The sequence below is a fragment of the Alteromonas nitratireducens genome, assembly GCF_040812025.1.
GTDB lineage: Bacteria > Pseudomonadota > Gammaproteobacteria > Enterobacterales > Alteromonadaceae > Alteromonas > Alteromonas nitratireducens.
Genome location: NZ_JBFNPK010000013.1, coordinates 44,600 through 71,083, shown reverse-complemented (window position 1 = coordinate 71,083; position 26,484 = coordinate 44,600). Strand labels below are relative to the sequence as shown.

Sequence of the window (26,484 nt, the reverse complement as noted above, 5' to 3'; positions counted from 1 at the left end):
GGGAGGGGTAAGCGGCATCAGAGAAGTCCTTTTTCCGTCTGCTGTTATACAGAACTCACTGCATGACAGCAATCAAACTCGTCATGCACTTATCAATGACGAATAACTGACCGTCTTGCTCTTCACCAACGTATAGACGAAATGACAGGACAGCGCGACTTGGCTATCGCTGCAATCTGGGGTAAAGTTCGCCTCCCTGAAACCATTGTGTTAAGTTTTCAGGATGGCTAACGAGAGCAGTTGACATCCAGTAATGTCAGTGGCGATGCCGGTATGGGGCTCTGAGAAGAGCGGATGTGCAACGTGGATAGAGGTGTGATGTGTGACTAAAGCTCAGGTTAGTCTGGAGCACATGTATCGGGTCTTTACCAAACCTGAACATAAAGACTCTAAACTTGCACAGATAGAACAGCATCTGTCCGACAATATTCTGGATTTTCTGTCCCAGCACGTGGTGACCAAAAAAACCTCGCTGGAAGAAATTGAGCAGGATTTTTCTGACGCCCGGGTGCCGGAGTCGCCAGAGTTTGTCTCTTCCCACGCCGAAGCCCTGCTTGATAAGCTGGTTGCGCATTCAGTCAATACCTACTCGCCAACCTTCATTGGTCACATGACCTCGGCGCTGCCGTATTTTCATCTGCCGCTGGCAAAACTGCTGGTGGGCCTCAATCAGAACCTGGTAAAAATTGAAACCTCCAAGGCGTTCACGCCGCTGGAGCGACAGGTGCTTGGTATGATGCACAACCTGGTGTATGACGAGGATGATGCTTTTTACGCCCGCCATCTGCACAGTGCACGTCATGCGCTGGGCGCATTTTGCTCTGGTGGTACCGTGGCGAACATTACCGCCCTGTGGGTGGCCCGCAACAAACTGCTGGGGCCTCAGCCGGGCTTTGCCGGCGTCGCCCGTGCCGGGCTCGCGGCGGCCTATCGCCATTACAACGTGAATAATGTGGGGGTAATGTGCTCCCGCCGTGGTCATTACTCGCTGTCAAAAGCCGTGGATGTGCTCGGTATCGGGCGTGAACAACTGCTGGCGCTGCCGTGCCCGAACCAGACCCTTGATCCGGCACTGGCGCTGCGCGAAGGCAAGCGTTATCAGGAAGCCGGCAATAAACTGCTGGCCATTGTTGGCATTGGTGGCACCACCGAAACCGGTCATGTTGATCCGCTCGACGAGCTGGCCGATGTGGCAAAAGAACTGGGGTGCTGGTTCCACGTTGATGCTGCCTGGGGTGGCGCAACGCTGTTTTCCGACAGCTACCGCGATCGCCTGAAAGGCGTTGAGCGTGCCGACTCTGTGACTATTGACGCCCACAAGCAAATGTACGTACCCATGGGCGCGGGTATGGCGTTGTTTAAGAATCCCGAAGACGCCAACGTGGTACGCCACCATGCACAGTATATTCTGCGTCAGGGCTCGAAAGACTTAGGCGCGACCACCCTGGAAGGCTCGCGCAACGGTATGGCCATGATGGTATACGCGTCGCTGCATATTCTGGGGCGTCGCGGTTATGAACTGCTGATTGATCAGAGTATCGACAAAGCACGGGCTTTTGCCGACATGATCACCCGCCATCCTGACTTTGAGCTGGTTACCTCGCCGACGCTGTCGCTGCTGACCTACCGGGTTTGTCCCGCGATTGTACAAGAGGCAATGGATGTAGCAGACGAGCGTACCCGTAAACTGCTGAATGAAAAGCTGGATCGCCTGATAGTGAAGGTGCAGAAACAGCAGCGTGAGGCCGGTAAATCCTTTGTTTCACGTACTCGCCTGGAAGCGCCTCGATATCCCGATTACTCGCAAACCGTATTCCGTGTGGTACTGGCGAACCCGCTGACCACCCACAATGATCTTGCCGCCATTCTGGCTGAACAGCATGTGATTGCAACCGGCACAGCGCTGTGGCAGGAAATCATCAAACTGGCTGAAACAGTATTACCGGCGGCGCGCACAGCCTGATCATTGAGGCTATGCGAGCGTAACCTCAATATTGTCAATCAGCCGGGTTTTACCCAAAAATGCTGCGATCAGAATGACCAGCGCCGTGTCCTCCGGCGATGGCGGGGTGAGTGTGTCAGCCTGCAGCACCTGCACATAGTCGGTGGCAAAGCCGGCCTGATTGAGCGCAGCAGCGGTGTCGTCACACAGCGCGGCATAGTCGCGCTCGCCGTTCTCAATGCGTGCCTTCAGTTTACACATCTGTGCATACAACGTTGGTGCAATACGACGCTGTTCATCATTCAGGTAGCCATTGCGCGAACTCAGTGCAAGGCCGCTGTCCTCGCGTTGTGTCGGCACACCAAACACAGTGACCGACATCGACAGATCGCTCACCATGGCCTTGATGACTTTCAGCTGCTGGTAGTCTTTCTTACCAAAAAAGGCTTTGTCGGGAGACACCATGTTAAACAGCTTACAGACGACGGTAGCAACACCACGGAAATGACCGGGGCGGCTGGCCCCGCATACCACATCGGAAATGCCGGGCACTTCAACGAAGGTCTGCACATCCAGTCCGCGCGGGTACATGGCATCCACACTTGGCAGGAACAGGGCATCGGCGTGATGGGCAACCAGATGGGCTTTGTCCTGTTCGATGGTGCGCGGGTAGGTGTCTAAATCTTCATTGGCCCCAAACTGCATAGGGTTAACAAAAATACTGACAATCACCACATCGCAGTGCTTTTTCGCTTCATCAACCAGTGTCAGGTGACCCTGATGCAGGTTACCCATGGTGGGGACAAAGCCAATGGTTTTGCCGGCCTGACGCCAGCCGGTTACCAGCTCACGCAGGGCATTAATCGTATTTACGGTTTTCATGGCTTACTCAAAACTGTGTTCGTCAGACGGGAAGGCCCCGGAGGTGACCTCGTCGATATAATTTGCCACCGCCCCGCGCAGATCTGACGCCGTGGCCAGGTAGTTCTTTGAAAACTTCGGCATGTAGTTTGCGCTGATAGCGAACATATCGTGCATCACCAGGATCTGTCCGTCGGTGTGTTTACCGGCGCCAATCCCGATGACCGGAATAGTCAGTGACTCACTGATCAGTTTACCCAGCGCCACCGGCACACATTCAAGCACCAGCAACTGAACACCGGCAGCTTCCAGCGCTTTGGCCTCTTCCAGCATTTTCGTTGCCTGCTGCTCGGCACGGCCCTGTACCTTAAAGCCGCCAAACACATGCACAGACTGCGGTGTCAGGCCAAGATGACCACATACGGGCACCCCACGCTGAACCAGTCCGGTAATGGTGTCACACAGCCAGCTGCCGCCTTCCATTTTCACCATACTGGCGCCGGCAGCCATCAGCGCTGCGGCATTCTGATAGGTATTCTGCGGCGTGTCATAGCTCATAAAGGGCATGTCGGCTATCACAAAGGCGCGCTGCGTTCCGTTGCGTACAGACCGTGTGTGATAGGCTACTTCCTCAACGGTCACCTGCAGGGTGTCGTCCTGACCTTTCAGCACCATCCCGAGCGAATCGCCAATCAGCAGCACATCGATGCCCTGTTCATCAAACATCTTCGCAAAACTGGCGTCATAAGCGGTGAGGGCAGTGATTTTTTTGCCCTCCTGTTTCATCTTCAGCAGGGTGGATACCGTGACTTTCTTCATAAATCAGGACCTTTATGCGAACAATGTGTGAGGAACTATACGTAATTTATCGTTAATTGGAAGGGGAGCGCAGGCGACGAAGTCCTTCCAGCGAACAGTTTGCAACCCACTGGGCAATGGGTTTGCCATCCGGCATTACCATGGACGGCGCAATCTCAAACAGCGGTACCATCACAAACTCACGCTCCGCCATGCCGTAATGCGGCACGGTCAGCTCTTTGGTGTTCATGGTCAGGCTGCCATAAAGCAGAATATCCAAATCCAGGGTGCGTGCACCCCAGCGCTCGCCCTTACGCTCACGGCCCTGCTCTAGCTCAATGGCCTGCAGGCTGTGAAGCAGTTCAAGCGGTGATAATGCGGTTTCCAGCAAACAGACTGCATTAATAAAGTCAGGCTGATCCTGCGGCCCCATGGGCTTGCTGGCATACAGTGAAGAACGCGAAAGGACACGGGAGTCGCTGATATGATCCAGCTTTCCCAGCGCCACTTCGATTTGTGCTACCGGCTCATCCAGATTGCTGCCAAGGCCAATGTAGGCATGCTCCTTATGCATTGTCAGACCTTTTGGCTGAGCGTCGGCGTCGACGGCGTGGTGGCGGTGCGCCTTCCTGCTTACGTAACGCGGCCACCATGCCTTTCTGCTTACCGGCGTCCGCGTGCTGGAACTGCGTCCACCACTCAGCCAGCTCCATCAGCTTTCCGCCTTCAATTTCACCACGCGCCAGCAGAAAATCGTAACCGGCACGGAATTTAGGATGAGTCAGTAACTGGAACGCGCGACGACCAAAGCGTTTCGGTAAGCGTTGCTGCATGGCCCAGATGTCACGAATGACAGTAGAGAAGCGTTTCGGGATCATGACACGCTGCACCTGACGGGCAATCACTTCGCCCATGGCAATGTTGTAAGCGTCGTGGGCATTCAGGCCGGACTCGGCTTCCAGCTTTTGCGCATGCTCTTCGAGCGGATACCACAGCAGTGCGGCATACAGGAAGGCAGGCGTAACGCGTTGTCCGGTATTAACCCGCTCGTCGGTGTTGCGCAGTACCGCGCGTACAAAGCTCATTTCACGGCTGTTTTCATCGTCAAGAAACGGCGTTAACTGCGGGAACAGGGGTTGCAGCAGGTGATACTCACGCAGGGCCATGAAGGTGGCCTCACCCTGTCCGGACAAAAACAGCTTTAAAGTTTCCTCAAACAGCCGGGCTGGCGGAATGTCATTGAGCAGAGATGCCATTTTACGGATTGGCGCGGCGGTGTCGTCATCCAGTGTCATCGACAGTTTCACGGCAAAGCGAATGGCACGCAGCATGCGAACGGGGTCTTCCCGGTAGCGGGTGGCCGGATCGCCAATCAGCGACACTTTGCGTTTCTTGATAGCGCCGATGCCGTTGGCAAAATCACGGATAGTGAAATCGGCCACGTTGTAATACATGGCGTTAAAGGTAAAGTCGCGGCGCTCGGCGTCTTCTTCAATGGTGCCAAAGACATTATCGCGCAGCAGCATACCGCCTTCGCTCTGTTTGGCTGCCGGTTTGGTGTCATCATCACCGTCGTCGGCATGGTGACCGCGGAAGGTCGCGACTTCGATGATCTCGCGGCCAAACACAATGTGTGCCAGTCGGAAACGGCGGCCAATCAGGCGGCAGTTTTTGAACAGCCCCTTGATTTGTTCAGGAGTGGCATTGGTCACCACATCAAAATCTTTCGGTTGCAGGCCCATCAGCAGATCGCGCACGCAACCGCCAACCAGGTACGACTCGAAGCCGGCCCCGTTCAGGCGATACAGTACCTTCAGTGCGTTCGGACTGATGTCCTTGCGGGAAATACCGTGCTCTGATCGCGGTATTACCGTGGCGTGAAGCCCCTCGGACGATACTTTGTCTTTGGAAAACGCTTGTTTTACGGTTTTAATCACGCGGCTAATAATGACGGCATCTCCTTCCTGTTAAAGCCCGCTATGATAAGTGGATTCGGCGCTATCGACAATGATTTCGGGTGTTTTTGGCACCTTTTTCATGTTCCAGTGACGTACCGCTTCATCAAGCAGTGAGGAGGGGGAGAGATCCTGCCACGCCGGGTCAGTGTGCTGGCCCAAAAAACGCAGTGCCCGCAGGAGGTTTTGCTGCGGAGTGGATAAGTTAAGTGGTGCCGCTTTATTTTGTTTGCTGAGTTTAAAACCCGCTTCGGCTGCCGCCACCGGAATATGCGCGTAATGGGGTGCCGGCTGATTCAGCAGGCCATACAGTGCACGGTGGGTGAAGGTGGTGGGCAGCAGGTCTGCACCCCGCACAATATTGGTCACACCCTGAAATATATCATCCAGTACCACCACCAGATTATAGGCAAACAGACCGTCACGCCGTTTGACGATGGCATCTTCAATTGAACCGGCCAGCGCAGACTGATGGCCAAGAATCGCATCATCAAAGTCAAGGCTGTGGCAGTGTGAACTGCCATCGTCGTCAGTCAGTATAACCCGCACCGCCGCGTCGTCAGCCGGACGGTTAAGATGTCGGCAGGTACCCTGATAATGCCCGCCCGCTTCGCGGATCTGTTTGCGGGTGCAGGTACAGAAATAGGCGTCGCCGTCTGCCAGCCAGCTATCGATTACCTGCTGATAACGTGCATGCGAGCGTGACTGATAGAGGACCTCGCCATCCCAGTGCAGGCCATGCACCTCAAGGGCGTTCAGAATAAGGGTATCGGTGCCGTCGATACACCGGGGTGTATCAATGTCTTCCATTCTGACCAGCCAGCGCCCCTGATGTGAGCGTGCCTCAAGGTAACTCGCCAGTGCGGCAAGTAAAGAGCCGAAGTGAAGTTCTCCCGACGGGGACGGTGCGAAGCGACCGGTGTATGGCGCGGAATGCTGAAGAGACATGGATGTCAGCGTTAACAGACAGGCGTGTTGACCTGTCTGTTAAGGCTTGCCGGGGGTTAGCCCTGAAGTTGTTTTTCTTTGATTTCTGCCATGGTTTTGCAGTCAATGCACAAGTCGGCAGTAGGACGGGCTTCCAGACGACGGATGCCAATCTCGATGCCGCACTGGTCGCAGAAACCAAAATCGTCATCTTCCAGGCGACGCAGCGTTTTTTCAATTTTCTTGATCAGCTTACGTTCGCGGTCACGGGTGCGCAGCTCCAGGCTGAATTCTTCTTCCTGAGCAGCACGGTCAACAGGATCAGGGAAGTTGGCCGCTTCGTCTTTCATGTGCGTCACGGTGCGATCCACTTCTTCACGCAGCTGATTACGCCACGCCTTGAGCAGCAAACGGAAGTGTTCCATCTGCTTGTCACTCATGTATTCCTCATCAGCGTCCGGCTGATAAGGCTGTAGTCCTGCCAGTGCTAATAATCCCAGGGATTTTTGTTCTTTTCCTGTTGGCATGTGCCACATCTCCTACACTACGACATCCACTATGTCCTGAATGAATCGAAGATATATAGCAGAATCGATCCTATCAGGCAATGAAAGTGTCCCTGCCCGCCACGCCAAGGAGTACACCTTTACGGACACCCGCTTACAGGGTGAGGCGGCGCAGAACAACGCGCAAATATGACGTCACGGGGAGAAAAATCAACCTGTTTTTTACAAATTAAGCGGGAGTGCTTGATTTATATTTACTTTTTGTTCACTGATTTCACAACCTACCGCAAACACGCGCACGCCACATTGCATAGCATGATGCAATGCACGGGCGTAATTCGGGTCGATATCGGCCGCCACGCCAACCTGTTTTATTGCAGTGTGCTGCACACAAAATAGCAGCGAGGTGGCAATGCCACGCTGTGCCAGTTCAGCCAGTTCATTACAGTGCTTCGCGCCGCGCGCTGTCACCGCATCAGGAAAGACGCCGTCGGTGCCACGCGCCAGCGTGACGGATTTCACTTCCAGGTATTCAGTGCCCGTGGTGTGCTCAATGGCAAAATCAAACCGGCTGGTGCCACCCGGCGGTGTGACCTCGCGCTTAAATGACACAATATCGTCCATGCCGGGTAACGCATTGTTTAATAACGCCTCTTCAACCAGCTTATTGGCATTGTGCGTGTTAATACCTATCCAGTCGCCTTGTGGTGTCTGTGCCAGCTCCCAGGTATACGCCAGTTTGCGCTTAGGGTTATCAGACCGGCTAAGGTAAGCGGTAAAGCCGGGTTCCGCGCAACCTGTCATCGCTCCGGTGTTTGGGCAATGCGCCGTAATTATTTCTCCGCTGTCTGTTTCCACATCAGCAAAGAAGCGCTTATAACGCTTAACCAGCGTGCCTTTAATCAGCGGCGTATTGAACTGCATAGTGACTCATCCGTAAAAGCATGAAACCATAAAAAAGAAAAACCAGATAGCACCGCGGCGGTGTTGAGTGCGAGGCGACAGACGGTGTGGGCGGGTAATATGAAACCCTCCAACCGCAGGGAGGCGGTTGGAGAGCCCCCAGGGATGGGTTTACGGCGTGTTTCATATTACCCGCCCGCACCGGCTAAGCGCCCGGCGCCAATGCCGACGCGAGTGCATCGTTTTCCAAAAGTGGAAAAGTTTAACAGATGAGGACATAGAACGAATGACTGATTTTACGGTTACGCTGTCGACCACACCGGCTGATGCCGCCTGGGGTGAAAATGCCAAGGTAAGCTTTTCTGGAAATGGCGCTACCATTCATTTGCCTGAGCAGGGCGATGATGAGCGGGTGATCAGACAGGCTGCGCGCAAGCTGGATGAAATGAGTATCCCGGCGGTATCGCTGAGAGGTGACTGGAGCAAGGCGCAGCAGTGGGCATTTGCGATGAGCTACACCCGGGCACGTAATCCTGGCAGCATTCAGTGGGCCGATAACGCCGATGGTGACGCACTGGCAAAAGAATACAGTGCACTGCTGTTTACCCGTGAACTGGTGAACGATACACCGGAAGACTTATCACCGGAGACGCTGGCGAAACGCGCCGCTAACTGGCTGGAATCGCTGGGTAATGGCAAGGTCTCTCACAGCATGATTGTTGGCGAGGCGCTAAAAGAGGCTGGCTGGATTGGTATTTATAACGTTGGCCGTGGCAGTGAACGTCCACCGGTGATGCTGGAAGTGGATTACAACCCCAGCGGCGACGATAACGCACCGGTTGACGCTGTGCTGGTGGGTAAAGGCATTACCTTTGACAGTGGCGGTTACAGTATCAAGTCCAGCGAAGGCATGCTGACCATGAAGTGCGATATGGGCGGCGCTGCGACGGTAACCGGTGCACTGGGTCTGGCAATTACGCAGGGGCTGCAAAAACGTGTGAAACTGATCCTGTGCTGCGCTGAAAACCTGATCAGCGGTCATGCCTATAAACTGGGTGATGTGCTTACCTATAAAAATGGCGTTACCGTTGAGGTGGTGAATACTGACGCGGAAGGGCGACTGGTGCTGGCCGATGGTCTGATGCGGGCAACCGAAACCGGTGCGCCTCTGATCATCGATGCGGCAACACTGACCGGCGCAGCATCGGTGGCGGTGGGCCCCGATTATCACGCGGTATTTTCTATGGACGATGCGGCGCGCCAGCACATGCTGAGCTGTGCGCAGGATGAGAATGAGCGTTTCTGGCCACTGCCGCTTGAGCCGTTCCATCGTGACCGTTGCCCGTCACCGTTTGCGGATACTGCAAACAGTAAGCCGGTCAAGGGCGGTGGCGCAGGTGGCGCATCGAATGCAGCAGGTTTTCTGTCACGATTTGTGGAGCCTTCCGGAAAAGGCTGGGTTCACCTTGACCTGGCGGCAGCGTATACCGGGAATGCGAACGGTGAAATGCCGGCAGGGGCTACCGGCATTGGTATTAAGTCGGTGGCAAAAATGCTGCACACTTACCGGTAAAACATTCTGACGCACTACCGGTAAAACATTCTGACGCACAATGAAAAAGCGCCCTGTAACTTACGTTGCAGGGCGCTTTATTAATTTTACATGGTAGGGAAGTGACCGGTGCCGGTGTGTTACAAACCGCCTAAACGTTCCGCCAGTTTTTTATAACGCTCAACATCGCCACTATCAAAGAGTGGGTTGTTCTCTGCGTCGCGCTCTTTAGCAACCAGCAGACTTTCCCGTTCGAGACGCTCTACACGAATTTCCTGTACACCCAGAAACTCCGCTACGTCCTTAACTGTCATCAGACTCATTTTTTGTTTCCTCTCTTTGGAATAGTAAAATTTAATAGACAATGCGACAATTTACGAGTGTTTTTTAATGTTGTGTTACCAATCCTGAAAAAGTAACACGCTAAGCCGGTTAACCATAACAGGAGTCACCCGCAACCATGGATACCTGGTCCGCTGCTGTCATGCTCTTTCTTATCATGGATCCACTCGGTAATTTGCCGGTGTTTATGTCTGTGCTTAAGTCGATTGAACCCAAACGCCGCCAGATTATTCTGATCAGGGAGCTGCTGTTTGCGCTGGGTATTCTGTTTCTGTTTTTGTTCAGCGGTCAGTCGGTGCTCAACTTCCTGAATGTGGAGCAGGAAACGGTCAGTATTGCCGGTGGGATCATTCTTTTTCTGATTGCACTGAAAATGATTTTTCCACAGTCTGGCAGTCCAACCGGGCTGGCGGTGGGGGAAGAGCCGTTTCTGGTGCCGCTGGCTATCCCCATGATTGCCGGCCCGTCTACACTGGCCGCCCTTATCCTGCTGGCGAACCAGAATCCGGATCGCATGGTGGACTGGTCGCTGGCGCTTGGCGCGGCATGGCTGGTCAGCGCGGTGATCCTGATGTTTTCAAACCTGTTCCACCGTTTGCTGGGGGAGCGGGGCCTGATTGCGATGGAGCGGCTTATGGGAATGATACTGGTGATGATTGCCATTCAGATGTTGCTGGACGGCGCAACGCAGTACTTTATTGATGCCACCGGAGTAAAATAATGGCAGACAACAAACTGAATACTTTTGCCCGGGTGCGTGCACTGACGGGCTGGCAGGCCGTCGCATTCAGTGCGGCGTTACTTGAGCGCATGCTGCCCAACTATCTGCTGTTCTGTGAGCTGACCGGGTTTGACGACGGCAAGGCCTGTCGCACCTGCCTGGACCTCATCTGGGAGTCGGTGAAAGCACCGAAAAGTAAAATCAATGTGGCAGTGCAGCTGGATAAAGTGGAGGAAGCCACGCCGGATACGGCCGAATTTGATAATTTCGGGGTATACCCGGCCATTGATGCAGCCATTGCCCTTGCGGCGGCACTTAACCTGATAAAAGGCGACGATCCGCAGGGCGCAGTTGTGGTCAGTAAGCTGTCGCAGGGGAGCGTGGAAGCTTATCTGCTGCATACCGGTGAGGCGACAGATGACAACGTCAAACAGCATCCGCTGATGCAGTTTGAAGTGGAAGTGCAGCAGGAACTGCTGGCGATTGCCGAAGCCGGCGGTGCGCGCGCAGAGGTCGCCAGTGCACTCAAAACGGCAGCGCTGGAAGCGGGTATCTCCAATATTGGTATTGAACTGGCCTGAGACAGATAAAGTCAGGCGACCTCTTCAGGCGACCTTTTCTAGGCGACCTCTATCAGGCCATAATGAAGGGACGAGGTTGATTTTTGCTTCGTCCACTCCCATTTATCAGGCAGCGTCAGCGGTGTTGCGGTTGCCTCGTATTCTGCATAAATCAGCGTGCCGGGTTTAACACAACGACTTGCTGCCAGCGCGTCAATGGCTGGTTGTAACAGCGCCTGACCAAAGGGTGGGTCAAGAAACACCAGGTCAAAACACAGGTCTTTGGCTGATGACAATAACTGCAGTGCGTCACCCTGCTCAACGCGGGCATGGGCGCCCAGTGTCACCAGATTTTGTTTAAGCTGCTCAGCGGTTTGCTTGTCTTTCTCGAAGAAAACGCAGTATCTGGCATAACGCGACAGCGCTTCGATACCCAGCGCTCCTGAGCCGGCAAACATGTCCAGACAGGTGGCCTCCTGAACTGAGCTCATCAGCCAGTTAAACAGGGTTTCTTTGTTGCGATCGGTCGTGGGTCGAAGACCATTGGCATCGCGTACCGGCAGGCGGCGACCGCGCCACTGCCCGGCGATCACTCTGACAGTGCCTGCAGCTGACGACGGAGAACGTTTTTTAGTGACTCGCTTCATGATGGCCGACAGTGTTATCATTGACTTTCAGCCGGCCAGTGTAGCCGAATTTGTAGTGATTTTATAAGGATTTGTCCACACCATGTCGAAACTCTTTGGCTGGTTCAACAAGAACAAAAAGGCCGATAAGGCCGCCACTGACACTGCCGACGCCGGGCAGGAGAACAGTCAGGTTTCCGCTGATGAGGCGCATAACGCGTCTGCCAATACGCCTGAAACAGACGCCGGTACGCTGCGCAGTACTGCTGAACCAGAGGCAGACGGCAACGTCACCGCACCGTCTGTGACCGCTGATGAGCCGTCCACTGTGCCCGCCGCTGAGTCTGAGCCTGAAACAACGGAGCCTGAAACGCCTGACGAGGTGGCTCCAGTGTCAGTGCCCGTTGAGCAGAGTCATAACACAAAGGCCAGTAACGAAACGGCAGACAAGCCGTCGTTTTTCAAGCGTCTGAAAGCAGGGCTGTCCCGCACCCGTGAAAACCTGGGTGGCGGTCTGGTAAGCCTGTTTAAAGGCAAGGCTATCGATGACGAGCTGTACGAAGATCTGGAAACCCAGTTGCTGGTGGCTGATGTTGGCATGGCAACCACGCAAAAAATCATTGATTCGCTGACCGAAAATGCCAGCCGTAGGCAGTTGAAAGACGCCGAAGCGCTGGTAGATATCTTAAAAAACCAGATGCATGACATGCTCAAAACGGTTGAAAAGCCGCTGAGCGACGAGATTTCCCGTCACGATCCGGCGAACGGCCCGTTCGTGATCCTGATGGTCGGCGTCAACGGGGTGGGTAAAACCACCACCATTGGTAAGCTGGCCAAACAGTTCCAGCAACAGGGTAAAAAAGTGATGCTGGCTGCGGGTGATACCTTTCGTGCTGCGGCGGTGGAACAATTACAGGTATGGGGTGAGCGAAACGCCATTCCTGTCATTGCACAGCCTACCGGTTCAGACAGTGCATCGGTGCTCTATGATGCCCTGGAAGCGGCAAAAGCCCGCGGCGTGGATATTCTTATCGCCGACACGGCCGGTCGCCTTCAGAATAAAAATAACCTGATGGAAGAGCTGAAAAAAGTCGTGCGGGTAATGAAAAAGCTGAACCCGGACGCCCCTCATGAGGTCATGCTGACGCTGGACGCCGGCACCGGACAAAATGCGGTCAGTCAGGCCAAACTCTTCAAAGAGGCTGTGGGTCTGACCGGGATAAGTCTGACCAAGCTGGATGGTACGGCCAAAGGCGGTGTGATCTTCTCGATTGCTGATCAGTTCGGCATTCCAATTCGCTATATTGGCGTGGGCGAAGGCATTGATGACCTGAGAACATTTGACAGTCAGGACTTTATTGACGCATTGTTTTCAGACTCACAAGGCATCACCAACGATTAACCACAGTGTGACACACGAAACGGGCAGGGGTCAGGGCAGGACATAATGATCAAATTTGAGCAGGTAAGCAAAACCTATCCCGGTGGCCAGCGCGCACTGAGTAAAGTGAATTTTCACATTGAGCCCGGGGAAATGGCCTTTCTGACCGGGCATTCAGGTGCCGGTAAAAGTACCCTGCTTAAGCTGATCAGTATCATGGAGCGCCCGACAGTGGGTCGGGTACTGATTAACGGACATGACCTCAACAGCATTCGTCGTCGCGATATTGCTTACATCCGCCGCGATATTGGCATGATTTTCCAGAGCCATCAGTTGCTGATGGACAAAACGGTGTTTGACAATGTGGCCCTGCCGCTGGTGATTGAAGGGTACACCCGTAAAGAAACCACCAAGCGTGTGCATGCAGCACTGGAAATGGTTGGGCTGAGTGATAAAAGCCGCAATCTGCCGATTACTCTCTCTGGGGGTGAACAGCAGCGGGTCGGGATTGCCCGCGCCGTGGTGAATAAGCCGCCGTTACTGCTGGCTGACGAGCCCACCGGTAACCTCGACCCAAAATTGTCGATGGAAATTATCCGCTTGTTTGAGGACTTTAATCAGGCTGGCGTGTCCGTGTTCATTGCCACCCACGACCTGGGGCTGATTGCCCGCATGCGCTACCGCACGCTGACCCTCAAGAACGGCCAGATGATAACCGACGGGCTAAGCGATGACGAGTCCGGAGGTGTGTTGTGAGTATTCTGTTTAAAGGGCGCAAAACCGGCGCCAGCTCCCACAGTATCGGTACCATGCAGACGATTGTCATGTTTTTCGTCTCTCACATTCGCCAGGCGCTTCACAGCCTCGGTGAGCTATGGCGCCAACCGGCGGCATCACTGATGACGATAGGGGTACTCGGGCTGAGTATCACGTTGCCAAGTACCCTGTATATCATGGTCAAAAATACCGAAAAAATCAGCGCTGGCTGGGAGCAGGCGTCAGAAATCTCACTGTTTCTTAAAGCGAATACGTCAGCCGCCTCGGCACAGCAACTGCTTACCCGTCTGTCCACCTGGCCTGAAATTGACAGCGTGACCTATGTCCCGGCCGATGATGCCCTAAAGGAGTTTCAGCACCTTTCCGGGCTGGGTGACGCGATTGCCTACCTTGAGTCTAATCCGTTGCCGGATGTGGTGCTGGTGACACCGGTAGAGCGTCACGCCGGGCCGAATGCCGCGCAGGCACTGCTGGATAAGCTAAAGCAGCAGCGTGAAGTGGATATTGGCAAACTCGATATTGAATGGCTGGAGCGTTTGTATGCGGTGCTGGATATTGTGCGTGATCTGGTTACGCTGATTGGCGGGCTGCTGTTTATTGCTGTAGTGCTGATTATTGGTAACACCATTCGCCTGAATATTTTAAATAAACGCGATGAAATTCTGGTGATGAAGCTGGTGGGCGCGACCGATGCGTTTATTCACCGGCCCTTTCTGTACACCGGTTTCTGGTATGGTCTGCTCGGTGGCCTGATTGCCTGGTTCGCCGTTATCATCATTTTGTGGTGGATGGACAGCAGTATTCAGGCGTTTGCGTCGCTGTATGAAAAAGACTTTGCGATTACCGGTCTGACCGGCAGTGCACTGCTGACCATGCTGGGACTGTCCGTTGGACTGGGGCTTGCCGGTTCGATGATTTCAGTGCAGCGTCACGTCAGGGAAATCGAGCCTAAGTAACGCGCCGCCAGGCTGACGTGCTGTCAGCCTTTAGCGACAGAGCGCGGGAAGTAAGACGAAATTGCGCTGCGCACCCCATTACCCCAGACAATCGCCTGGTTGTAGATGCCATGCAACTGCTTCTGGTCAATGTTCAGGGCTTTTGACTGCTTAATCACGTTCATCCACAACGCCCCCTCAAAGGCACGTGCCAGCGACAAATACGCATTAAATTCGTCACTTTTGCCAAGCAGCGCATCACTGACATCATCGCTGAGCGGCAGTTGTTTAAGTATGGCTGTCATATCCTGATCAAGCAGGGCATCCAGTAATGAGAACAGGCCCACCAGAAAACCAATTGGTGGATTGGTATGCATTTTTCTGGCTTGTGACAGCAGGTCAAAAAACTTGGCTCTGACCAGCGACATGTGGATAAGCTCAAGTGGCTTGTCGTCACCCAGGTTGGCCAGCGACAACAGGGCGATAAATTTCTTTATTTCCACCTCACCCATGTAGGTGAGCGCATGACGCAGCGAGTTAATCTTGTGACGCTTGTTGATGGTCGGGTTGTTGATGAACTTCAGTAGCAGATAGCTGAGTGCGGCGTCCCGTTCAATAATCTGATTAATGCGGTCAATATCGAATCTGGCACTGGAGCTCTCACCAATCAGATCAACCAGATTAAGTTTGGAAGCCGGTAGCTGTTTAAGAATACGCGCTGTCGGCTGCGCGAAGAAATAGCCCTGGAACAGATCAAAGCCCAGTTCGTCACAGGCTTTGAAGTCTTCCTGGGTATTCACTTTTTCGGCGACCAGCTTGACGTTAGCATCAAGGAAACGCGGAATATTCTTTTGAATGATCTCGTAGCGCGCCTGTGATACATCCACCTTAACCACATCGATCAGTGGGAAAATGTCGTGCTGCCCGCTGATCATCATCGGGTCGTCAATGGCCAGCTTAAAGCCCAGCTGTTTAATATGCTTGCAGGCTTCCATCAGACCGGATTGATCCAGAGGGTTCTCAGCCAGTTCAACGACCACTGTTTCCGGGTTCAATGATGTGGGGAAGCGCGAGATCAGGGTTTCGCTGGAAAAGTTAATAAATGACGTTTTTTCACCGCAGATGTCATCAAGGCCGAGCGGATGAAAATGTTCAGCAATATATTTAACTTTCTGAGGATCCATCTCCTCGGGATAGGTGCCGTTTTTGCCGTCACGAAATATCAGTTCGTAGGCAAATACTTCTTTCTGTTTGTCGAGAATGGGCTCACGTGCAATAAACGCAAACATAGACTTAATATCCCTGTTTCTGCCGAATTAACTGATTCAATGCGTGCACCCGTTAATTGTAGCAGCGCTGAACAGCATTTACGTTTTAGTCGCCACTTTACCGCATGGTTATGTTTTATGCTATAGATCCGCGCGTGGTTAAGTTACGAAGCCAGTCGCGCACTGGCATTCATCGCGCGAGCCCACTTAATGGCTTCGTTATAAAACGCGTGCAGCAGCGTTTGTTTGACACCGTATTTGTCGGCAAAGCGACGGATCCCGCGCCAGTTCGCCGACTCAAAGCACTGAATAGCTTCAAGGCAGTCCCGCAGCAGGTTAGGCTCACCACACAGGGCTGATTTAACCCGCTCGCTGATGGGAATTTTCTTAACCAGTTCCGTCATGCTTTGCTCCATCATGGCGTCCAGCAACGACAGCAGACCGGTTAAAAAGCCGGTGGGCGGATCTTCCCGCTCTTTCAGCAAAATTGAAATGAGTTCACAGAACCTGGCTCTGACCAGCGCCATCTGCAGCAATTCATTAGGCTTGCCTTCGCTCAGGTTAGCCAGCGCCAGCAAGGCAATAAACTTCTTCACTTCTACTTCGCCCATATAATTGAGCGCATGCTTAAGCGACGTAATTTCATGCCGCTTGTTGAGCAGCGGGTTATTGATAAACCGCAGTAACAGATAAGTCAGTGAGGCATCGCGCTGAATAATCGCGTTAACCTCATCAAGATTAAGCTCAGGTGACGCACTGGCACCAATCAGGTCAATCATGGTGAGTGCTGACGGACCAATATTACGATGGCGAACAATCTCGGGGCGGGCCAGGAAATACCCCTGAAAATAGTCGGCGCCAAGGGTCCTGAAGGTTTCAAACTCGTCGCTGGTTTCGACCTTCTCGACAATCACTTTAATACGCTGCGCTTTAAGTTTAGGGATAAGCTCAGCAATACGGTCGTGCGGGATTTCGGTGATATCCAGTTTGATGTAGCTGGTAAAGGGCAAAAACGCATCCCAGCGACCATCCAAATCGTAATCATCCAGGGCAATGGGATAACCCAGCCCGCGGATATGCTTACAGGCTGCCAGAATAGCGTCATTGACACCGATGGTTTCGACCACTTCAATAACCACACTGTTAGCATCCAGCGATGTCGGGAATCGGTACATCAGGGTATCCCGGTGAAAGTTAATAAACGCCAGCTTGTCACCGGTGATTTCTTCAATACCCAGGCTCAGGTGTGTGGATGTAAGAATCTTTGATGTGGCTTCATCTGGAGGGATATCCGGAAAGCAGTTATCTTCGCCGTTACGGAATAACAGCTCATAAGCAAATACATCCTTGTTTGCATCAAAAATAGGTTGTCTTGCTACATAGGCAAACATGCAAACCCCAAAGGTACAGCGTTTTACTTAAGTGGTGTCCGGCAAGCACGTCCGAACGCATTTTTACTACGACTAATGACCTGTAGAAGACACACTATCGTAATATAGTAGATGTAGTATAGTGTCATTCTTTCGGTTGGAAGAAAAATGAACTTTCGTATGAAAATACGGTCTTGATATCAGCGAAACCGTCCCAACATAGACTGTTTGGCTATATCTAACATTGTTAAGGTATCGCGCAATCCTGGCTCCTTTGTTATACTGTGTGCCTGTTATGAATGAGGTGATTATGAGCGAAAACATGCAATCCATGGCCTTGTCAGTGCCTCACAGCGGTAGCATCGAAGGCTACATCCAGGCGGTGAGCAGCATTGATATGCTGAGCGCAGAGGAAGAGCGTGAACTGGCGTTGCGGTTACGTGAAGACGACGATCTGGAAGCCGCACGCAAACTGGTTATGTCGCACCTTCGCTTTGTTGTACATATTGCTAAATCATATTCAGGATATGGCCTGCCGCAGGCAGACCTGATCCAGGAAGGTAACATTGGTCTGATGAAAGCCGTCAAGCGTTTCGACCCGTCAGTGGGTGTGCGTCTGGTGTCTTTCGCAGTTCACTGGATTAAAGCCGAAATTCACGAGTTCGTGCTGAAAAACTGGCGCATCGTAAAAGTTGCCACGACCAAAGCTCAGCGCAAACTGTTCTTCAACCTGCGTAAGGCTAAGAAGCGCCTTGGCTGGTTTACTCATGACGAAGTTCAGACCGTAGCGAACGAGCTGGGTGTCAGCACCAAAGAAGTGCTGCAGATGGAAGCACGCATGAGTAGTCAGGATCAGGCATTTGATCTGAGCGCTGATGACGATGACAGCGGCAGCTTTGCCCCGGTACAGTACCTGGAAGACAAGTCTGCAGATGTGGAAACTGAAATCATCAACCAGGACTGGGATGCAAACGCCAGCAAGCGTCTGTATTCAGCAATCAAAACACTGGATGAGCGGTCGCAGGACATCATCGAAACCCGCTGGTTAGCAGACACTAAAATTACACTGCAGGACCTGGCCGATAAGTATCAGGTGTCAGCAGAGCGCGTTCGTCAGATTGAGAAGAATGCGATGAAAAAGCTGCAGGCAGCTATGGTTGCCTGATAGCAAACTAAATTAAAAAAAGCGCCTGGTGGCGCTTTTTTTATGTCTGTAGTCAGGATAAAAAAGTAGCCAGAAGAGGGGAGCTACTTTTTACTATTGTCAGGCAACACCCAGTATACGCCTTTAAATTCAGCGACGGGGTTATCACCGTCAAGTATCTCTACTTCCAGTTTCAGGCAGCATTTTTTGCCTTTTTCCAACGGTGAAAACTTGCCGCTCAGTGTTTCGATATTGCAGATAGCACGGGGCTTCATGGTGATCGGCTTATGGTAGTGAATATCACCGTCGCCCAGCACAATGTCGCCACTGAGTTTTTTCTCTTTCAATTGCAGGAAGATCATGCCCCAGCCGGTGAGGGTGGCCAGTGAAAAAATACTGCCGGCAAACATGGTGCCGTGAATATTGATGTTTTTATTCAGCGAAGCGCGGGTTTCCAGCGTTCTGCCTGAATACTGGTGCAGGCGAATCCCCATATGTTCGGTGATGGGGATCGTGTCGGTCCAGGTATGCTGAAGCTCTTCACACCATTTCGGGTGTAATACCAGGCTGTCGGTGACAGCCAGCTTTTTCACCATTTGCTGGCGTTTCAGCAGACCCAGTTCGTTAGGGGCTTCCCGCTCAATCACAAACCCACAGGCTTTGAAAAAATCAATCGAGGTTTCCCGGCTATTGGTGACGGCCCGCACAGCGCCCTGTTCCCGGGCGACGTTTTCAAGTGCGCCCAGCATCATCTGACCAACGCCTTTGCGCTGGTGGTCAGGATGCACCGCAATATGCCTTATCTGCGCTTCTTCCGCAGTATTAAGGTGTACCCGTCCGGTCGCCACGATATTGCCGTGGCCGTCTACAATCATCCGGTGTTCGGCTACCTGCTCGTATTCGTCTTTTTCTGATCCGGGAGGAAAATTCCACGGCTGGCGCAAGTGCTGCCAGCGAAACTGATAGTACGCGTCAAAGGCTTCGTCGGAATCGGGCGTGACTACTTTATAAACCATGTATGGCTCTGCTGTGTCGAAACTGACCCTCATTTAACCTTATGCGCGACAGGCTAACAAGGGCAAGCTGAGGGAATTAAAACTGAAACTGGAACGTGACCGGGCCATCGTTAACCAGGGACACCTGCATGTCTGCGCCAAACTGTCCCGTCTGCACCGGCAGGCCGGCTTGTCTGGCGGCGCTGATTAGCTGTTCATACACTGCCTGGCCGTGTTCGGGTGTGGCGCCACGGGAAAAGCCAGGACGATTACCCTGCTGGGTATCTGCAACGAGGGTAAACTGCGAGACAATCAGCACCTCTCCATTGATCTGCTGAACATTGAGGTTCATTTTGCCGTTCTCGTCAGAAAAAATGCGATAATTGGCTAGTTTTCTGACCATTTTTTCTATTTGCGCCGGCCCATCGTCTTTCTCTACCCCTAATAAAAGGAGCATACCCTGCCCGATGCGGCTGATTTCCTGCCCGTCAACACTGACACTGGCAGACGACACGCGCTGAATTAGTCCAATCATACCTGCGACTCCATGATGAACCTGGCCATATCCCGGGAAGCCCTGCACAGAGCATAGGCAATGCCTGGCTCGGAGGTGCTGTGGCCGGCATCAGGAATAATCTGAAGCTGGCTGTTACTCCATGCTTTGTGCAGCGAATAAGCGGCTTCCATTTTGCAAATGACATCGTAACGACCCTGCACAATTGTGCAAGGGATATGGGCAACACGGTGGATGTTCTCAAGGATGACATTTTCGGGGATGAAGCAGCGATGGCCGAGGTAATGACATTCCAGGCGGGCCAGACTGGTCATCAGCTGAACCGGATAGTGTGCGGTCACATCGCCGGTGCCCGGCGGCAGTGTGAGCCGGGACAGACGCTCTTCCCAGACATACCAGCGCTTGAGTGCGGCAAGCCGGTGTACGTCATTATGTTTGTCCTCGAATGCATCGTGATACCAACTGCACACATTGTCGCTGGTTAGTGGCGCGGGAATACCTTCGATAAACTGGGCATAATGGTCTGGAAACAGCGCCGCAGCCCCGCCTTCAGGTGCCAGAAACCAGTCACGATCTTCCTGACGGCCAAGAAAAACACCGCGCAGGATGACGCCAGAGACGGTGTCGGGCGCATCCAGTGTCGCCAGTATCGCAAGCGTTGCGCCCCATGACCCGCCAAAGATAACCCAGTGATTAATGTTCAGGTGACGCCGCAACAGCGATATGTCGCTGATAAGGTGACCTGTGGTGTTATTTTCGAGACTGCCAAACGGCGTCGAGCGACCACAGCCTCGCTGTTCAAACCCAATCACATGGTATTTTGACGTATCAAAAAAGCGTCGGTAGTTAGGCGCGAGACCGGCTCCCGGGCCACCGTGAATAAAAAGAACCGGGATCCCGTCCGGGTTGCCACTTTGCTCATAATGGAGTGCATGCCCGTCGCCGGTGTCCAGCATGCCGGTATGAAAAGTGCCCGTGTCGGGGTAAAGTCGTTTCATTTTATGTCTATTCGTTGTGCAGGGGCTATATTTGTTTTAGGTTATAGTCTTACACTACTCAATCATAATTTGTGAATAATTGCGAGGATGTCAGCATGGCAGGACAGGGTTCAGGTGGAAACGTTTTAGCAGCAATCTGTAACTTTTTTATACCCGGCTTGGGTCACCTGGTACAGGGACGCATTTTGGGTGCGCTGTTTTACTTTATTTCAGTTGGCGTTTGCTACGCGCTGGCTGCAACCGTAGTACTGGCGATTGTGTTCTGGCCGTTAGGCATCATCCTGCATCTGGCCAGCATTATCAGTGCCGCACGGTATCGTTCCGGGGACGCAGTCTGATGACGCTGGCTCGCTGGTGTGTGCTGCTGGCGCTAAGCGCACCTGCGCTCTCTGGCTGCCAGTCAGCTTATTATGCTGCCTGGGAAAAGGTTGGGGTGGAAAAGCGCGACATCCTGGTTGACCGTGTTTCGGACGCAAAAGAATCTCAGGAGGAGGCGCAGGAACAGTTCAGCTCGGCGCTCGAAGAGTTCAGTGCACTGATCAATTTTGACGGCGGCGAACTGGAGCGGGTCTATGATGCACTGAGTGCGGAATATGATGACAGTGTCGCGGCCGCAGATGAGGTCAGTTCACGTATCGACAAGGTGGAAAGTGTGGCGAATGCGCTGTTTGAAGAGTGGGAAAACGAACTTGAACAGTATCAGAGCGCGTCACTCAAACGCGAAAGTGCTCAGAAACTGCGGGATACGCGTCGGCGTTACCAGAGTATGCTGGACGCCATGCGCCGCGCAGAGAGCCGGATGCAGCCTGTGCTGACGGCGCTGAATGATAATGTGCTGTATTTAAAGCATAACCTTAATGCCAGTGCGATTGGCGCCCTGCAGGGTGAACTGGCGACCATTCAGAATGATGTGTCCCGACTGGTGAATGAAATGAAAGCGGCGATAGCCGAATCAGATAAATTCATTGCTTCCATGCGCTAACGCAGCATACTTCGACTTAACAAGGCTGGCCTTTGCCAGCCTTTATTTTTCCGGAATTTTGCGGTTTTCATCATCCGTGTCGTCGTGACCAAAGGTGTCATCCAGACTGCAGGTAAATTCTGCACCGAGCAGCACGACTATCCACGACAGGTAGACCCACAAAAACAGGATAGGCACAACGGCCAGGGCACCATAGATAACCTGATATGACGGGAAATTGGTGACATACAGCGCAAAGCCCGCTTTGGTGCCTTCAAACGCAAGTGTCGCCAGTACCGCGCCACCCAGGGCATACCGGGGCTTAACGCGCTGGTTTGGTACCAGCATATACAAAATGATAAAAGCCAGCAGGGCGGCGAAACTGGGGACCAGTTTCAGCATAAAGGTACCAAGACCCGGTGTATATTCCTCGGCAAATGCAGCCAGACCGGTCAGATAGGAAGACACCACAACACTGGAGCCTATCAATAGCGGGCCAAGGGTGATCACCATCCAGTAGATGGCCAGCGTATAAATAGTGGGACGGTCACTGGGTGTGCGCCAGATGCGGTTAAGGGTCTTATCGACGTTGGAAATCAACAGCAGTGCCACAATCAGCAGCGACAGAATACCGATAGCCCCCATCTCTGACGCGTTGCCGACAAAGTCACGCATATAGTCGCTGACAACATCGCCAGCGGTCGGAACAAAGTTATCAAAGATAAAGCTTTCGAGTTTGGCGCGTACCGACTTAAATGCCGGGAAGGCCGACATAATGGTGAACGTAACCATGATAAAAGGTACCAGCGATAACAGGGTTACGTAGGCCAGATGCCCCGCCGAGACCGCAATCTGGTCGCGCTTACAGCGAGCAATAAACGTGCGGCGAAATTCGGCAAGAACAGGCAGTCCCTGCTTAACCTTGTCTTTAAACTGCTCAATGTCCAACGGGTCGGTCCTTGTTTGAATAACCTTTCTTTTAAGAATGGTATACCGCTGGAGCGGTTATCGGCAAAGTTTTTTAACCGGATTAGCCACGCACCCCCAGCATATGGCAAATGGCATAGCTTAGTTCGCTGCGGTTTAACGTATAGAAATGAAAGTGCTTCACGCCCTCTTTGGCTAACACCTTGACCATGTCCATCGCAATGTTGGCGCCAATCAGGTTACGGGTGGTCTGGTCGTCCTCATCCAGTCCTTCAAAGTGTTTATGCAGCCAGCCGGGCACATGGACGTTGGTGAAACCGGCGAACTTAATGAGGGTCTGGTAGTTGGTTACAGGCAGGATCCCCGGCACAATATCCAAATCAATACCGGCTGCCGCAGCGCGGTCGCGGAAGCGCAAAAAAACACTGGTGTCGAAGAAAAACTGGGTGATTGCCTCACTGGCCCCTGCTTCTGCTTTGCGCTTCAGGTTGAGCAGGTCGAACTGGGCATTCGGGGCTTCGGGATGCTTTTCCGGGTACGCCGCCACTGAAATGTCAAAGTCGGCAACGTCTTTTAACAGGGCCACCAGGTCAGAGGCATACATATCGGTTTTGGTAACACCCTGGGGCAGATCGCCACGTAACGCAACAATACGACGTATGCCGGAATCCCAGTAATCGCGTGCAATCTGCTGCAACTCTTCTTTCGACGCGTCGACACACGTAAGGTGTGGTGCGGCGGCAACACCCGTTTGCTGGTGGATGCGCTTGACGACGTCATGGGTGCGATCACGCTCACCGCTGTTGGCTCCATAGGTGACTGACATATAGCTGGGCTTCAGGGGCGCAAGACGTTCAACCGACTTCCACAGGGTCTTCTCCATCTGCTCAGACTTTGGCGGGAAAAATTCAAACGACACGTCAATATCGCGCAGTTCTGACAAAGACTGGTTGAGTGCGTCCACACCCTGAGCATAAGACACCATAACGAAACCCTTCATAGACGTTTAGACGTCTAAACTAATTAATATATGTCTAGACGTCAAGCGGTTTACACTGCTCAATTGACCTTTTCTGTGCATTGTTTAAAATTTCACAAAATTAAAACAAACAAAAAAGCAGGCAACCTAATGGCAAAATGGAATGGTAAGTATATTCATCCCTACGCGGAGCACGGGAAAAAGAGTGAGCAGGTAAAGAAAGTTACCGTGTCCATTCCTATTAATGTGCTGAAGGTGCTGACCGACGAGCGCACGCGCAGACAAATTAACAATCTGCGTCATGCAACCAATTCGGAATTATTGTGCGAAGCGTTTTTGCATGCGTTTACCGGTCAGCCGTTGCCCAGTGACGACGATTTACGCAAAGACAACCCCAACCGCATTCCGGCCGAGGCCAGAAAGATTATGCAGGAGATGGGACTGGAGCTGGAAATTGAACAGGAAAATGGCCCGGACTAATACCGGGCCTTTTTATAACTACGATCAGTCCTGCTGGTACGAGGCCGGCAGGGTATCGAGTCGGGCGACACCCGAATCTATCGCCGCTTTTGCTACCGCAGTCGCAATACGCGAACACAAACGCGGATCCATCGGTTTAGGAATAATGTAGTGTTTACCAAAGGTCAGTGATTCACTCTTACTGGCTTTCAGCACCTCTTCAGGAACCGGCTCCTTTGAAATAGCGCGGATCGCCTCAACCGCCGCCACCTTCATTTCGTCGTTTATTGCGGTTGCCCGCACATCCAGTGCACCACGGAAAATAAACGGGAAGCACAGGACATTGTTAACCTGATTCGGATAGTCTGAGCGGCCTGTCGCCATAATCAGATCATCGCGTACGGCGTGAGCCAGCTCCGGCTTGATTTCCGGATCCGGGTTGGAGCAAGCGAACACGATGGGGTTTTCCGCCATCAGCGCCAGCGTCTCTGGCGGCAGTACATCCGGGCCAGACACACCTACAAAGATATCTGCACCTTCCATGACATCGTCGAGGGTGCGCTTGTCAGTATTGTTGGCAAACAGTTTTTTGTGTTCAGTCAGATCGTCGCGGCGGGTATGGATAACGCCTTTGCGATCAAGCATGTAGATACGCTCGCGCTGTGCGCCACATTTTATCAGCAGTTCCATACAGGCCACGGCTGCCGCACCGGCTCCCATACAGACAATGGTCGCGTCTTCAATTTGCTTACCCTGAATTTCGAGGGCGTTCAGCATACCGGCGGCGGTGACGATGGCGGTGCCATGCTGATCATCATGAAACACCGGAATGTTACAGCGGCGAATAAGTTCCTGCTCAATCTCAAAACATTCCGGCGCTTTGATATCTTCTAAGTTAATACCGCCAAAGGTGTCAGCAATGTTTGCGACGGTATTAATGAATTCTTCAGTGGTGCGGTGTTTGACTTCGATATCAATAGCGTCCAGTCCTGCAAACCGTTTAAACAGCAGTGCCTTGCCTTCCATGACCGGTTTTGACGCAAGCGGCCCGAGGTTGCCCAGACCAAGGATAGCTGTACCGTTACTGATCACCGCAACCATGTTGCCTTTGGCGGTGTACTGGTAGGCCAGATCCGGATCATCGGCAATTTCGCGCACCGGCTCGGCTACGCCCGGACTGTATGCCAGTGCCAGGTCGTCAACACTGTCGGCGGGTTTGGAAAGTTCGACGCGAATTTTGCCCGGGGTAGGTTTAGCATGATAATCAAGCGCGCGTTGTCTGAAGTCTGACATGGGTAAGCGTATCCTTTTTGTAGGGTTGAGGTGTTTGCTTTTTCGGCAATGCCAGTGTTGTTATTGTTTATTATTGGCGATGACAGTGCTGAAAACCGTACCTGATGCTGCCTCATCAGGCCAGGCGGCGTGAACTCTACCATGCAGTATTCACCAGACATATCTGATCAGCGACTGACATCACTAATCTAATAGACTGGTGTCAGGAAAACCAGCGAGATCTGCGAATAGCTGATATAAATTTTATTTATGCAAAATGGTTTTGCTATATAGGAAATGTATCTGATGACGTGATGGATGAACGGGCACAAAAAAAGCGCCCTGAAGGCGCTTTTTTGATGATACAGCCGGACTTATTTTTTGCCCAGTGCACCAAAACGTTTCTTGAAGCGGTCAACACGACCACCAGTGTCAACGTTACGCTGCTTACCAGTGTAGAACGGGTGACACTCTGAACATACGTCCAGGTTGATGTCTTTGCCCATGGTAGAGCGAATTTTCATTACGTTACCGCAAGAACAGGTTGCAGTAATTTCGTTGTAATCAGGATGGATACCTTGTTTCATGGGATACCTCATACAAAAGGCCGTATCGCTATCCAGCCCGAAGCTGAACACCATACGTAACAATATTTTCATACAAGGCTCTGCTAAGGTGTAACAGAGGCCTTGCCGTAAAGAGCGGCGCATATTAATGTATGGCGCCTTAATAATCAAGTGAATTGTCTGTGATTTGCACAGTGCGTCAGCCACGCAAAGACAGGCGGTGACAACCGGTTATCTGCCTGCCA

Annotated in this window: 29 protein-coding genes; 11 read left to right on the top strand and 18 right to left on the bottom strand. The window is 52.6% G+C overall.

The genetic code is table 11. From position 1 onward, the window contains the following. Positions 1–322 precede the first annotated feature (322 nt). Positions 323–1,963: a pyridoxal-dependent aspartate 1-decarboxylase PanP gene (gene panP, locus AB1N33_RS12085; RefSeq protein ID WP_411271808.1), complete on the top strand. Its 1,641-nt coding sequence runs from the start codon at positions 323–325 to the stop codon at positions 1,961–1,963. Between the two features lie 9 nt (positions 1,964–1,972). On the opposite strand, the gene panC is transcribed toward panP, so the two are convergent. The 7 genes from panC to sfsA all read right to left on the bottom strand — a co-directional run bounded on the left by panC (position 1,973) and on the right by sfsA (position 7,913). Next, complete coding sequence (panC, locus tag AB1N33_RS12080) at positions 1,973–2,824, bottom strand: pantoate--beta-alanine ligase (RefSeq protein ID WP_411271807.1); 852 nt, start codon at positions 2,822–2,824, stop codon at positions 1,973–1,975. A gap of 3 nt (positions 2,825–2,827) precedes the next feature. Further along, complete coding sequence (gene panB, locus AB1N33_RS12075; protein ID WP_411271806.1) at positions 2,828–3,622, bottom strand: 3-methyl-2-oxobutanoate hydroxymethyltransferase; 795 nt, start codon at positions 3,620–3,622, stop codon at positions 2,828–2,830. A gap of 52 nt (positions 3,623–3,674) precedes the next feature. After that, positions 3,675–4,175, bottom strand: coding sequence for a 2-amino-4-hydroxy-6-hydroxymethyldihydropteridine diphosphokinase (gene folK / locus AB1N33_RS12070; protein WP_411271805.1), 501 nt, complete (start codon positions 4,173–4,175; stop codon positions 3,675–3,677). Further along, positions 4,168–5,469, bottom strand: a complete 1,302-nt coding sequence (gene pcnB, locus AB1N33_RS12065) for a polynucleotide adenylyltransferase PcnB (RefSeq protein ID WP_411271846.1) — start codon at positions 5,467–5,469, stop codon at positions 4,168–4,170. Before pcnB ends, folK begins: the two co-directional genes overlap by 8 nt. Positions 5,470–5,568: 99 nt before the next feature. Further along, positions 5,569–6,504: a tRNA glutamyl-Q(34) synthetase GluQRS gene (gene gluQRS / locus AB1N33_RS12060; protein ID WP_411271804.1), complete on the bottom strand. Its 936-nt coding sequence runs from the start codon at positions 6,502–6,504 to the stop codon at positions 5,569–5,571. Between the two features lie 56 nt (positions 6,505–6,560). Next, the gene (gene dksA / locus AB1N33_RS12055) at positions 6,561–7,010 is read right to left on the bottom strand and encodes an RNA polymerase-binding protein DksA (RefSeq protein WP_411271803.1); all 450 of its coding nucleotides are present in this window, start codon (positions 7,008–7,010) and stop codon (positions 6,561–6,563) included. A gap of 201 nt (positions 7,011–7,211) precedes the next feature. Then, complete coding sequence (sfsA, locus tag AB1N33_RS12050; RefSeq protein ID WP_411271802.1) at positions 7,212–7,913, bottom strand: DNA/RNA nuclease SfsA; 702 nt, start codon at positions 7,911–7,913, stop codon at positions 7,212–7,214. Positions 7,914–8,178: 265 nt separating this feature from the next. Here sfsA and pepB point away from each other — a divergent pair, with 265 nt between their 5' ends. Beyond that, the gene (gene pepB, locus AB1N33_RS12045; RefSeq protein WP_411271801.1) at positions 8,179–9,465 is read left to right on the top strand and encodes an aminopeptidase PepB; all 1,287 of its coding nucleotides are present in this window, start codon (positions 8,179–8,181) and stop codon (positions 9,463–9,465) included. A gap of 119 nt (positions 9,466–9,584) precedes the next feature. On the opposite strand, the gene AB1N33_RS12040 is transcribed toward pepB, so the two are convergent. Further along, a complete protein-coding gene (locus AB1N33_RS12040) occupies positions 9,585–9,767 on the bottom strand; it encodes a helix-turn-helix domain-containing protein (protein WP_411271800.1) in 183 nt (60 codons plus the stop codon). Positions 9,768–9,904: 137 nt separating this feature from the next. Between AB1N33_RS12040 and AB1N33_RS12035 the strand changes: the two genes are divergently transcribed. Both AB1N33_RS12035 and AB1N33_RS12030 read left to right on the top strand, forming a co-directional pair. After that, a complete protein-coding gene (locus AB1N33_RS12035; RefSeq protein WP_411271799.1) occupies positions 9,905–10,507 on the top strand; it encodes a YhgN family NAAT transporter in 603 nt (200 codons plus the stop codon). Next, positions 10,507–11,088 (top strand): YjaG family protein, encoded by a 582-nt coding sequence (locus tag AB1N33_RS12030; RefSeq protein WP_411271798.1) that lies wholly within the window; start codon positions 10,507–10,509, stop codon positions 11,086–11,088. The genes AB1N33_RS12035 and AB1N33_RS12030 overlap by 1 nt, the downstream gene beginning before the upstream one ends. Positions 11,089–11,126: 38 nt before the next feature. On the opposite strand, the gene rsmD is transcribed toward AB1N33_RS12030, so the two are convergent. Further along, positions 11,127–11,735 carry a 16S rRNA (guanine(966)-N(2))-methyltransferase RsmD gene (rsmD, locus tag AB1N33_RS12025; RefSeq protein WP_411271797.1) on the bottom strand — a complete coding sequence of 203 codons (609 nt, stop codon included), beginning with the start codon at positions 11,733–11,735 and terminating at the stop codon, positions 11,127–11,129. A 61-nt stretch (positions 11,736–11,796) separates the two neighbouring features. On the opposite strand from rsmD, the gene ftsY reads away from it, so the two are divergent. Genes ftsY through ftsX form a run of 3 tightly spaced genes read left to right on the top strand, consistent with a single transcriptional unit; the run spans position 11,797 to position 14,807 of the window. Further along, the gene (gene ftsY, locus AB1N33_RS12020; RefSeq protein ID WP_411271796.1) at positions 11,797–13,095 is read left to right on the top strand and encodes a signal recognition particle-docking protein FtsY; all 1,299 of its coding nucleotides are present in this window, start codon (positions 11,797–11,799) and stop codon (positions 13,093–13,095) included. Between the two features lie 45 nt (positions 13,096–13,140). Then, complete coding sequence (ftsE, locus tag AB1N33_RS12015; protein WP_411271795.1) at positions 13,141–13,830, top strand: cell division ATP-binding protein FtsE; 690 nt, start codon at positions 13,141–13,143, stop codon at positions 13,828–13,830. Next, positions 13,827–14,807 carry a permease-like cell division protein FtsX gene (ftsX, locus tag AB1N33_RS12010; RefSeq protein WP_411271794.1) on the top strand — a complete coding sequence of 327 codons (981 nt, stop codon included), beginning with the start codon at positions 13,827–13,829 and terminating at the stop codon, positions 14,805–14,807. Before ftsE ends, ftsX begins: the two co-directional genes overlap by 4 nt. 23 nt (positions 14,808–14,830) lie before the next feature. Here ftsX and AB1N33_RS12005 read toward each other — a convergent pair whose 3' ends face one another. Together AB1N33_RS12005 and AB1N33_RS12000 are read right to left on the bottom strand one after the other, a co-directional pair. After that, positions 14,831–16,075 (bottom strand): EAL and HDOD domain-containing protein, encoded by a 1,245-nt coding sequence (locus AB1N33_RS12005; protein ID WP_411271793.1) that lies wholly within the window; start codon positions 16,073–16,075, stop codon positions 14,831–14,833. Between the two features lie 143 nt (positions 16,076–16,218). Next, a complete protein-coding gene (locus AB1N33_RS12000) occupies positions 16,219–17,445 on the bottom strand; it encodes an EAL and HDOD domain-containing protein (RefSeq protein WP_411271792.1) in 1,227 nt (408 codons plus the stop codon). Positions 17,446–17,734: 289 nt separating this feature from the next. Here AB1N33_RS12000 and rpoH point away from each other — a divergent pair, with 289 nt between their 5' ends. Next, positions 17,735–18,589 carry an RNA polymerase sigma factor RpoH gene (gene rpoH, locus AB1N33_RS11995; RefSeq protein WP_411271791.1) on the top strand — a complete coding sequence of 285 codons (855 nt, stop codon included), beginning with the start codon at positions 17,735–17,737 and terminating at the stop codon, positions 18,587–18,589. An 83-nt stretch (positions 18,590–18,672) separates the two neighbouring features. Here the strand turns inward: rpoH and AB1N33_RS11990 are convergent, their stop codons facing one another. From AB1N33_RS11990 to pip, 3 genes are all read right to left on the bottom strand, one after another. After that, positions 18,673–19,584: a bifunctional GNAT family N-acetyltransferase/hotdog fold thioesterase gene (locus tag AB1N33_RS11990; protein ID WP_411271790.1), complete on the bottom strand. Its 912-nt coding sequence runs from the start codon at positions 19,582–19,584 to the stop codon at positions 18,673–18,675. Positions 19,585–19,660: 76 nt separating this feature from the next. After that, entirely contained in the window at positions 19,661–20,098 is a 438-nt protein-coding gene (gene dtd, locus AB1N33_RS11985) for a D-aminoacyl-tRNA deacylase (RefSeq protein ID WP_411271789.1), read from the bottom strand. Next, positions 20,095–21,075 carry a prolyl aminopeptidase gene (gene pip, locus AB1N33_RS11980; RefSeq protein WP_411271788.1) on the bottom strand — a complete coding sequence of 327 codons (981 nt, stop codon included), beginning with the start codon at positions 21,073–21,075 and terminating at the stop codon, positions 20,095–20,097. Before pip ends, dtd begins: the two co-directional genes overlap by 4 nt. Positions 21,076–21,170: 95 nt before the next feature. Here pip and AB1N33_RS11975 point away from each other — a divergent pair, with 95 nt between their 5' ends. Both AB1N33_RS11975 and AB1N33_RS11970 read left to right on the top strand, forming a co-directional pair. Next, positions 21,171–21,413, top strand: coding sequence for a hypothetical protein (locus AB1N33_RS11975; RefSeq protein ID WP_411271787.1), 243 nt, complete (start codon positions 21,171–21,173; stop codon positions 21,411–21,413). Beyond that, on the top strand, positions 21,413–22,057 hold the full coding sequence (locus tag AB1N33_RS11970; RefSeq protein ID WP_411271786.1) for a DUF2959 domain-containing protein: 645 nt from the start codon (positions 21,413–21,415) through the stop codon (positions 22,055–22,057). Before AB1N33_RS11975 ends, AB1N33_RS11970 begins: the two co-directional genes overlap by 1 nt. A gap of 42 nt (positions 22,058–22,099) precedes the next feature. Here the strand turns inward: AB1N33_RS11970 and AB1N33_RS11965 are convergent, their stop codons facing one another. Next, entirely contained in the window at positions 22,100–22,978 is an 879-nt protein-coding gene (locus AB1N33_RS11965) for a virulence factor BrkB family protein (protein WP_411271845.1), read from the bottom strand. Positions 22,979–23,066: 88 nt separating this feature from the next. Then, positions 23,067–23,948, bottom strand: coding sequence for a methylenetetrahydrofolate reductase (gene metF / locus AB1N33_RS11960; protein ID WP_411271785.1), 882 nt, complete (start codon positions 23,946–23,948; stop codon positions 23,067–23,069). A 144-nt stretch (positions 23,949–24,092) separates the two neighbouring features. On the opposite strand from metF, the gene metJ reads away from it, so the two are divergent. Further along, on the top strand, positions 24,093–24,422 hold the full coding sequence (metJ, locus tag AB1N33_RS11955; RefSeq protein ID WP_411271784.1) for a met regulon transcriptional regulator MetJ: 330 nt from the start codon (positions 24,093–24,095) through the stop codon (positions 24,420–24,422). Positions 24,423–24,446: 24 nt separating this feature from the next. Here metJ and AB1N33_RS11950 read toward each other — a convergent pair whose 3' ends face one another. Together AB1N33_RS11950 and rpmE are read right to left on the bottom strand one after the other, a co-directional pair. Beyond that, the gene (locus AB1N33_RS11950) at positions 24,447–25,694 is read right to left on the bottom strand and encodes a malic enzyme-like NAD(P)-binding protein (protein WP_411271783.1); all 1,248 of its coding nucleotides are present in this window, start codon (positions 25,692–25,694) and stop codon (positions 24,447–24,449) included. 353 nt (positions 25,695–26,047) lie between these two features. Beyond that, on the bottom strand, positions 26,048–26,260 hold the full coding sequence (rpmE, locus tag AB1N33_RS11945) for a 50S ribosomal protein L31 (RefSeq protein WP_411271844.1): 213 nt from the start codon (positions 26,258–26,260) through the stop codon (positions 26,048–26,050). Positions 26,261–26,484: the final 224 nt, after the last annotated feature.

Excerpts from the sequence above, each read along its gene's own strand:
- AB1N33_RS12000 (WP_411271792.1), bottom strand. The coding sequence starts at position 17,445 with ATGTTTGCCTATGTAGCAAGACAACCTATTTTTGATGCAAACAAGGAT.
- metF (WP_411271785.1), bottom strand. The coding sequence starts at position 23,948 with ATGGTGTCTTATGCTCAGGGTGTGGACGCACTCAACCAGTCTTTGTCA.
- dksA (WP_411271803.1), bottom strand. The coding sequence starts at position 7,010 with ATGCCAACAGGAAAAGAACAAAAATCCCTGGGATTATTAGCACTGGCA.
- AB1N33_RS11970 (WP_411271786.1), top strand. The coding sequence starts at position 21,413 with ATGACGCTGGCTCGCTGGTGTGTGCTGCTGGCGCTAAGCGCACCTGCG.
- dtd (WP_411271789.1), bottom strand. The coding sequence starts at position 20,098 with ATGATTGGACTAATTCAGCGCGTGTCGTCTGCCAGTGTCAGTGTTGAC.
- AB1N33_RS11990 (WP_411271790.1), bottom strand. The coding sequence starts at position 19,584 with ATGGTTTATAAAGTAGTCACGCCCGATTCCGACGAAGCCTTTGACGCG.
- AB1N33_RS12040 (WP_411271800.1), bottom strand. The coding sequence starts at position 9,767 with ATGAGTCTGATGACAGTTAAGGACGTAGCGGAGTTTCTGGGTGTACAG.
- rpoH (WP_411271791.1), top strand. The coding sequence starts at position 17,735 with ATGAGCGAAAACATGCAATCCATGGCCTTGTCAGTGCCTCACAGCGGT.
- panC (WP_411271807.1), bottom strand. The coding sequence starts at position 2,824 with ATGAAAACCGTAAATACGATTAATGCCCTGCGTGAGCTGGTAACCGGC.
- pepB (WP_411271801.1), top strand. The coding sequence starts at position 8,179 with ATGACTGATTTTACGGTTACGCTGTCGACCACACCGGCTGATGCCGCC.
- gluQRS (WP_411271804.1), bottom strand. The coding sequence starts at position 6,504 with ATGTCTCTTCAGCATTCCGCGCCATACACCGGTCGCTTCGCACCGTCC.
- ftsY (WP_411271796.1), top strand. The coding sequence starts at position 11,797 with ATGTCGAAACTCTTTGGCTGGTTCAACAAGAACAAAAAGGCCGATAAG.
- metJ (WP_411271784.1), top strand. The coding sequence starts at position 24,093 with ATGGCAAAATGGAATGGTAAGTATATTCATCCCTACGCGGAGCACGGG.
- AB1N33_RS12035 (WP_411271799.1), top strand. The coding sequence starts at position 9,905 with ATGGATACCTGGTCCGCTGCTGTCATGCTCTTTCTTATCATGGATCCA.
- AB1N33_RS11950 (WP_411271783.1), bottom strand. The coding sequence starts at position 25,694 with ATGTCAGACTTCAGACAACGCGCGCTTGATTATCATGCTAAACCTACC.
- pip (WP_411271788.1), bottom strand. The coding sequence starts at position 21,075 with ATGAAACGACTTTACCCCGACACGGGCACTTTTCATACCGGCATGCTG.
- rpmE (WP_411271844.1), bottom strand. The coding sequence starts at position 26,260 with ATGAAACAAGGTATCCATCCTGATTACAACGAAATTACTGCAACCTGT.
- folK (WP_411271805.1), bottom strand. The coding sequence starts at position 4,175 with ATGCATAAGGAGCATGCCTACATTGGCCTTGGCAGCAATCTGGATGAG.
- AB1N33_RS12030 (WP_411271798.1), top strand. The coding sequence starts at position 10,507 with ATGGCAGACAACAAACTGAATACTTTTGCCCGGGTGCGTGCACTGACG.
- AB1N33_RS12005 (WP_411271793.1), bottom strand. The coding sequence starts at position 16,075 with ATGTTTGCGTTTATTGCACGTGAGCCCATTCTCGACAAACAGAAAGAA.
- panB (WP_411271806.1), bottom strand. The coding sequence starts at position 3,622 with ATGAAGAAAGTCACGGTATCCACCCTGCTGAAGATGAAACAGGAGGGC.
- sfsA (WP_411271802.1), bottom strand. The coding sequence starts at position 7,913 with ATGCAGTTCAATACGCCGCTGATTAAAGGCACGCTGGTTAAGCGTTAT.
- rsmD (WP_411271797.1), bottom strand. The coding sequence starts at position 11,735 with ATGATAACACTGTCGGCCATCATGAAGCGAGTCACTAAAAAACGTTCT.
- ftsE (WP_411271795.1), top strand. The coding sequence starts at position 13,141 with ATGATCAAATTTGAGCAGGTAAGCAAAACCTATCCCGGTGGCCAGCGC.
- AB1N33_RS11975 (WP_411271787.1), top strand. The coding sequence starts at position 21,171 with ATGGCAGGACAGGGTTCAGGTGGAAACGTTTTAGCAGCAATCTGTAAC.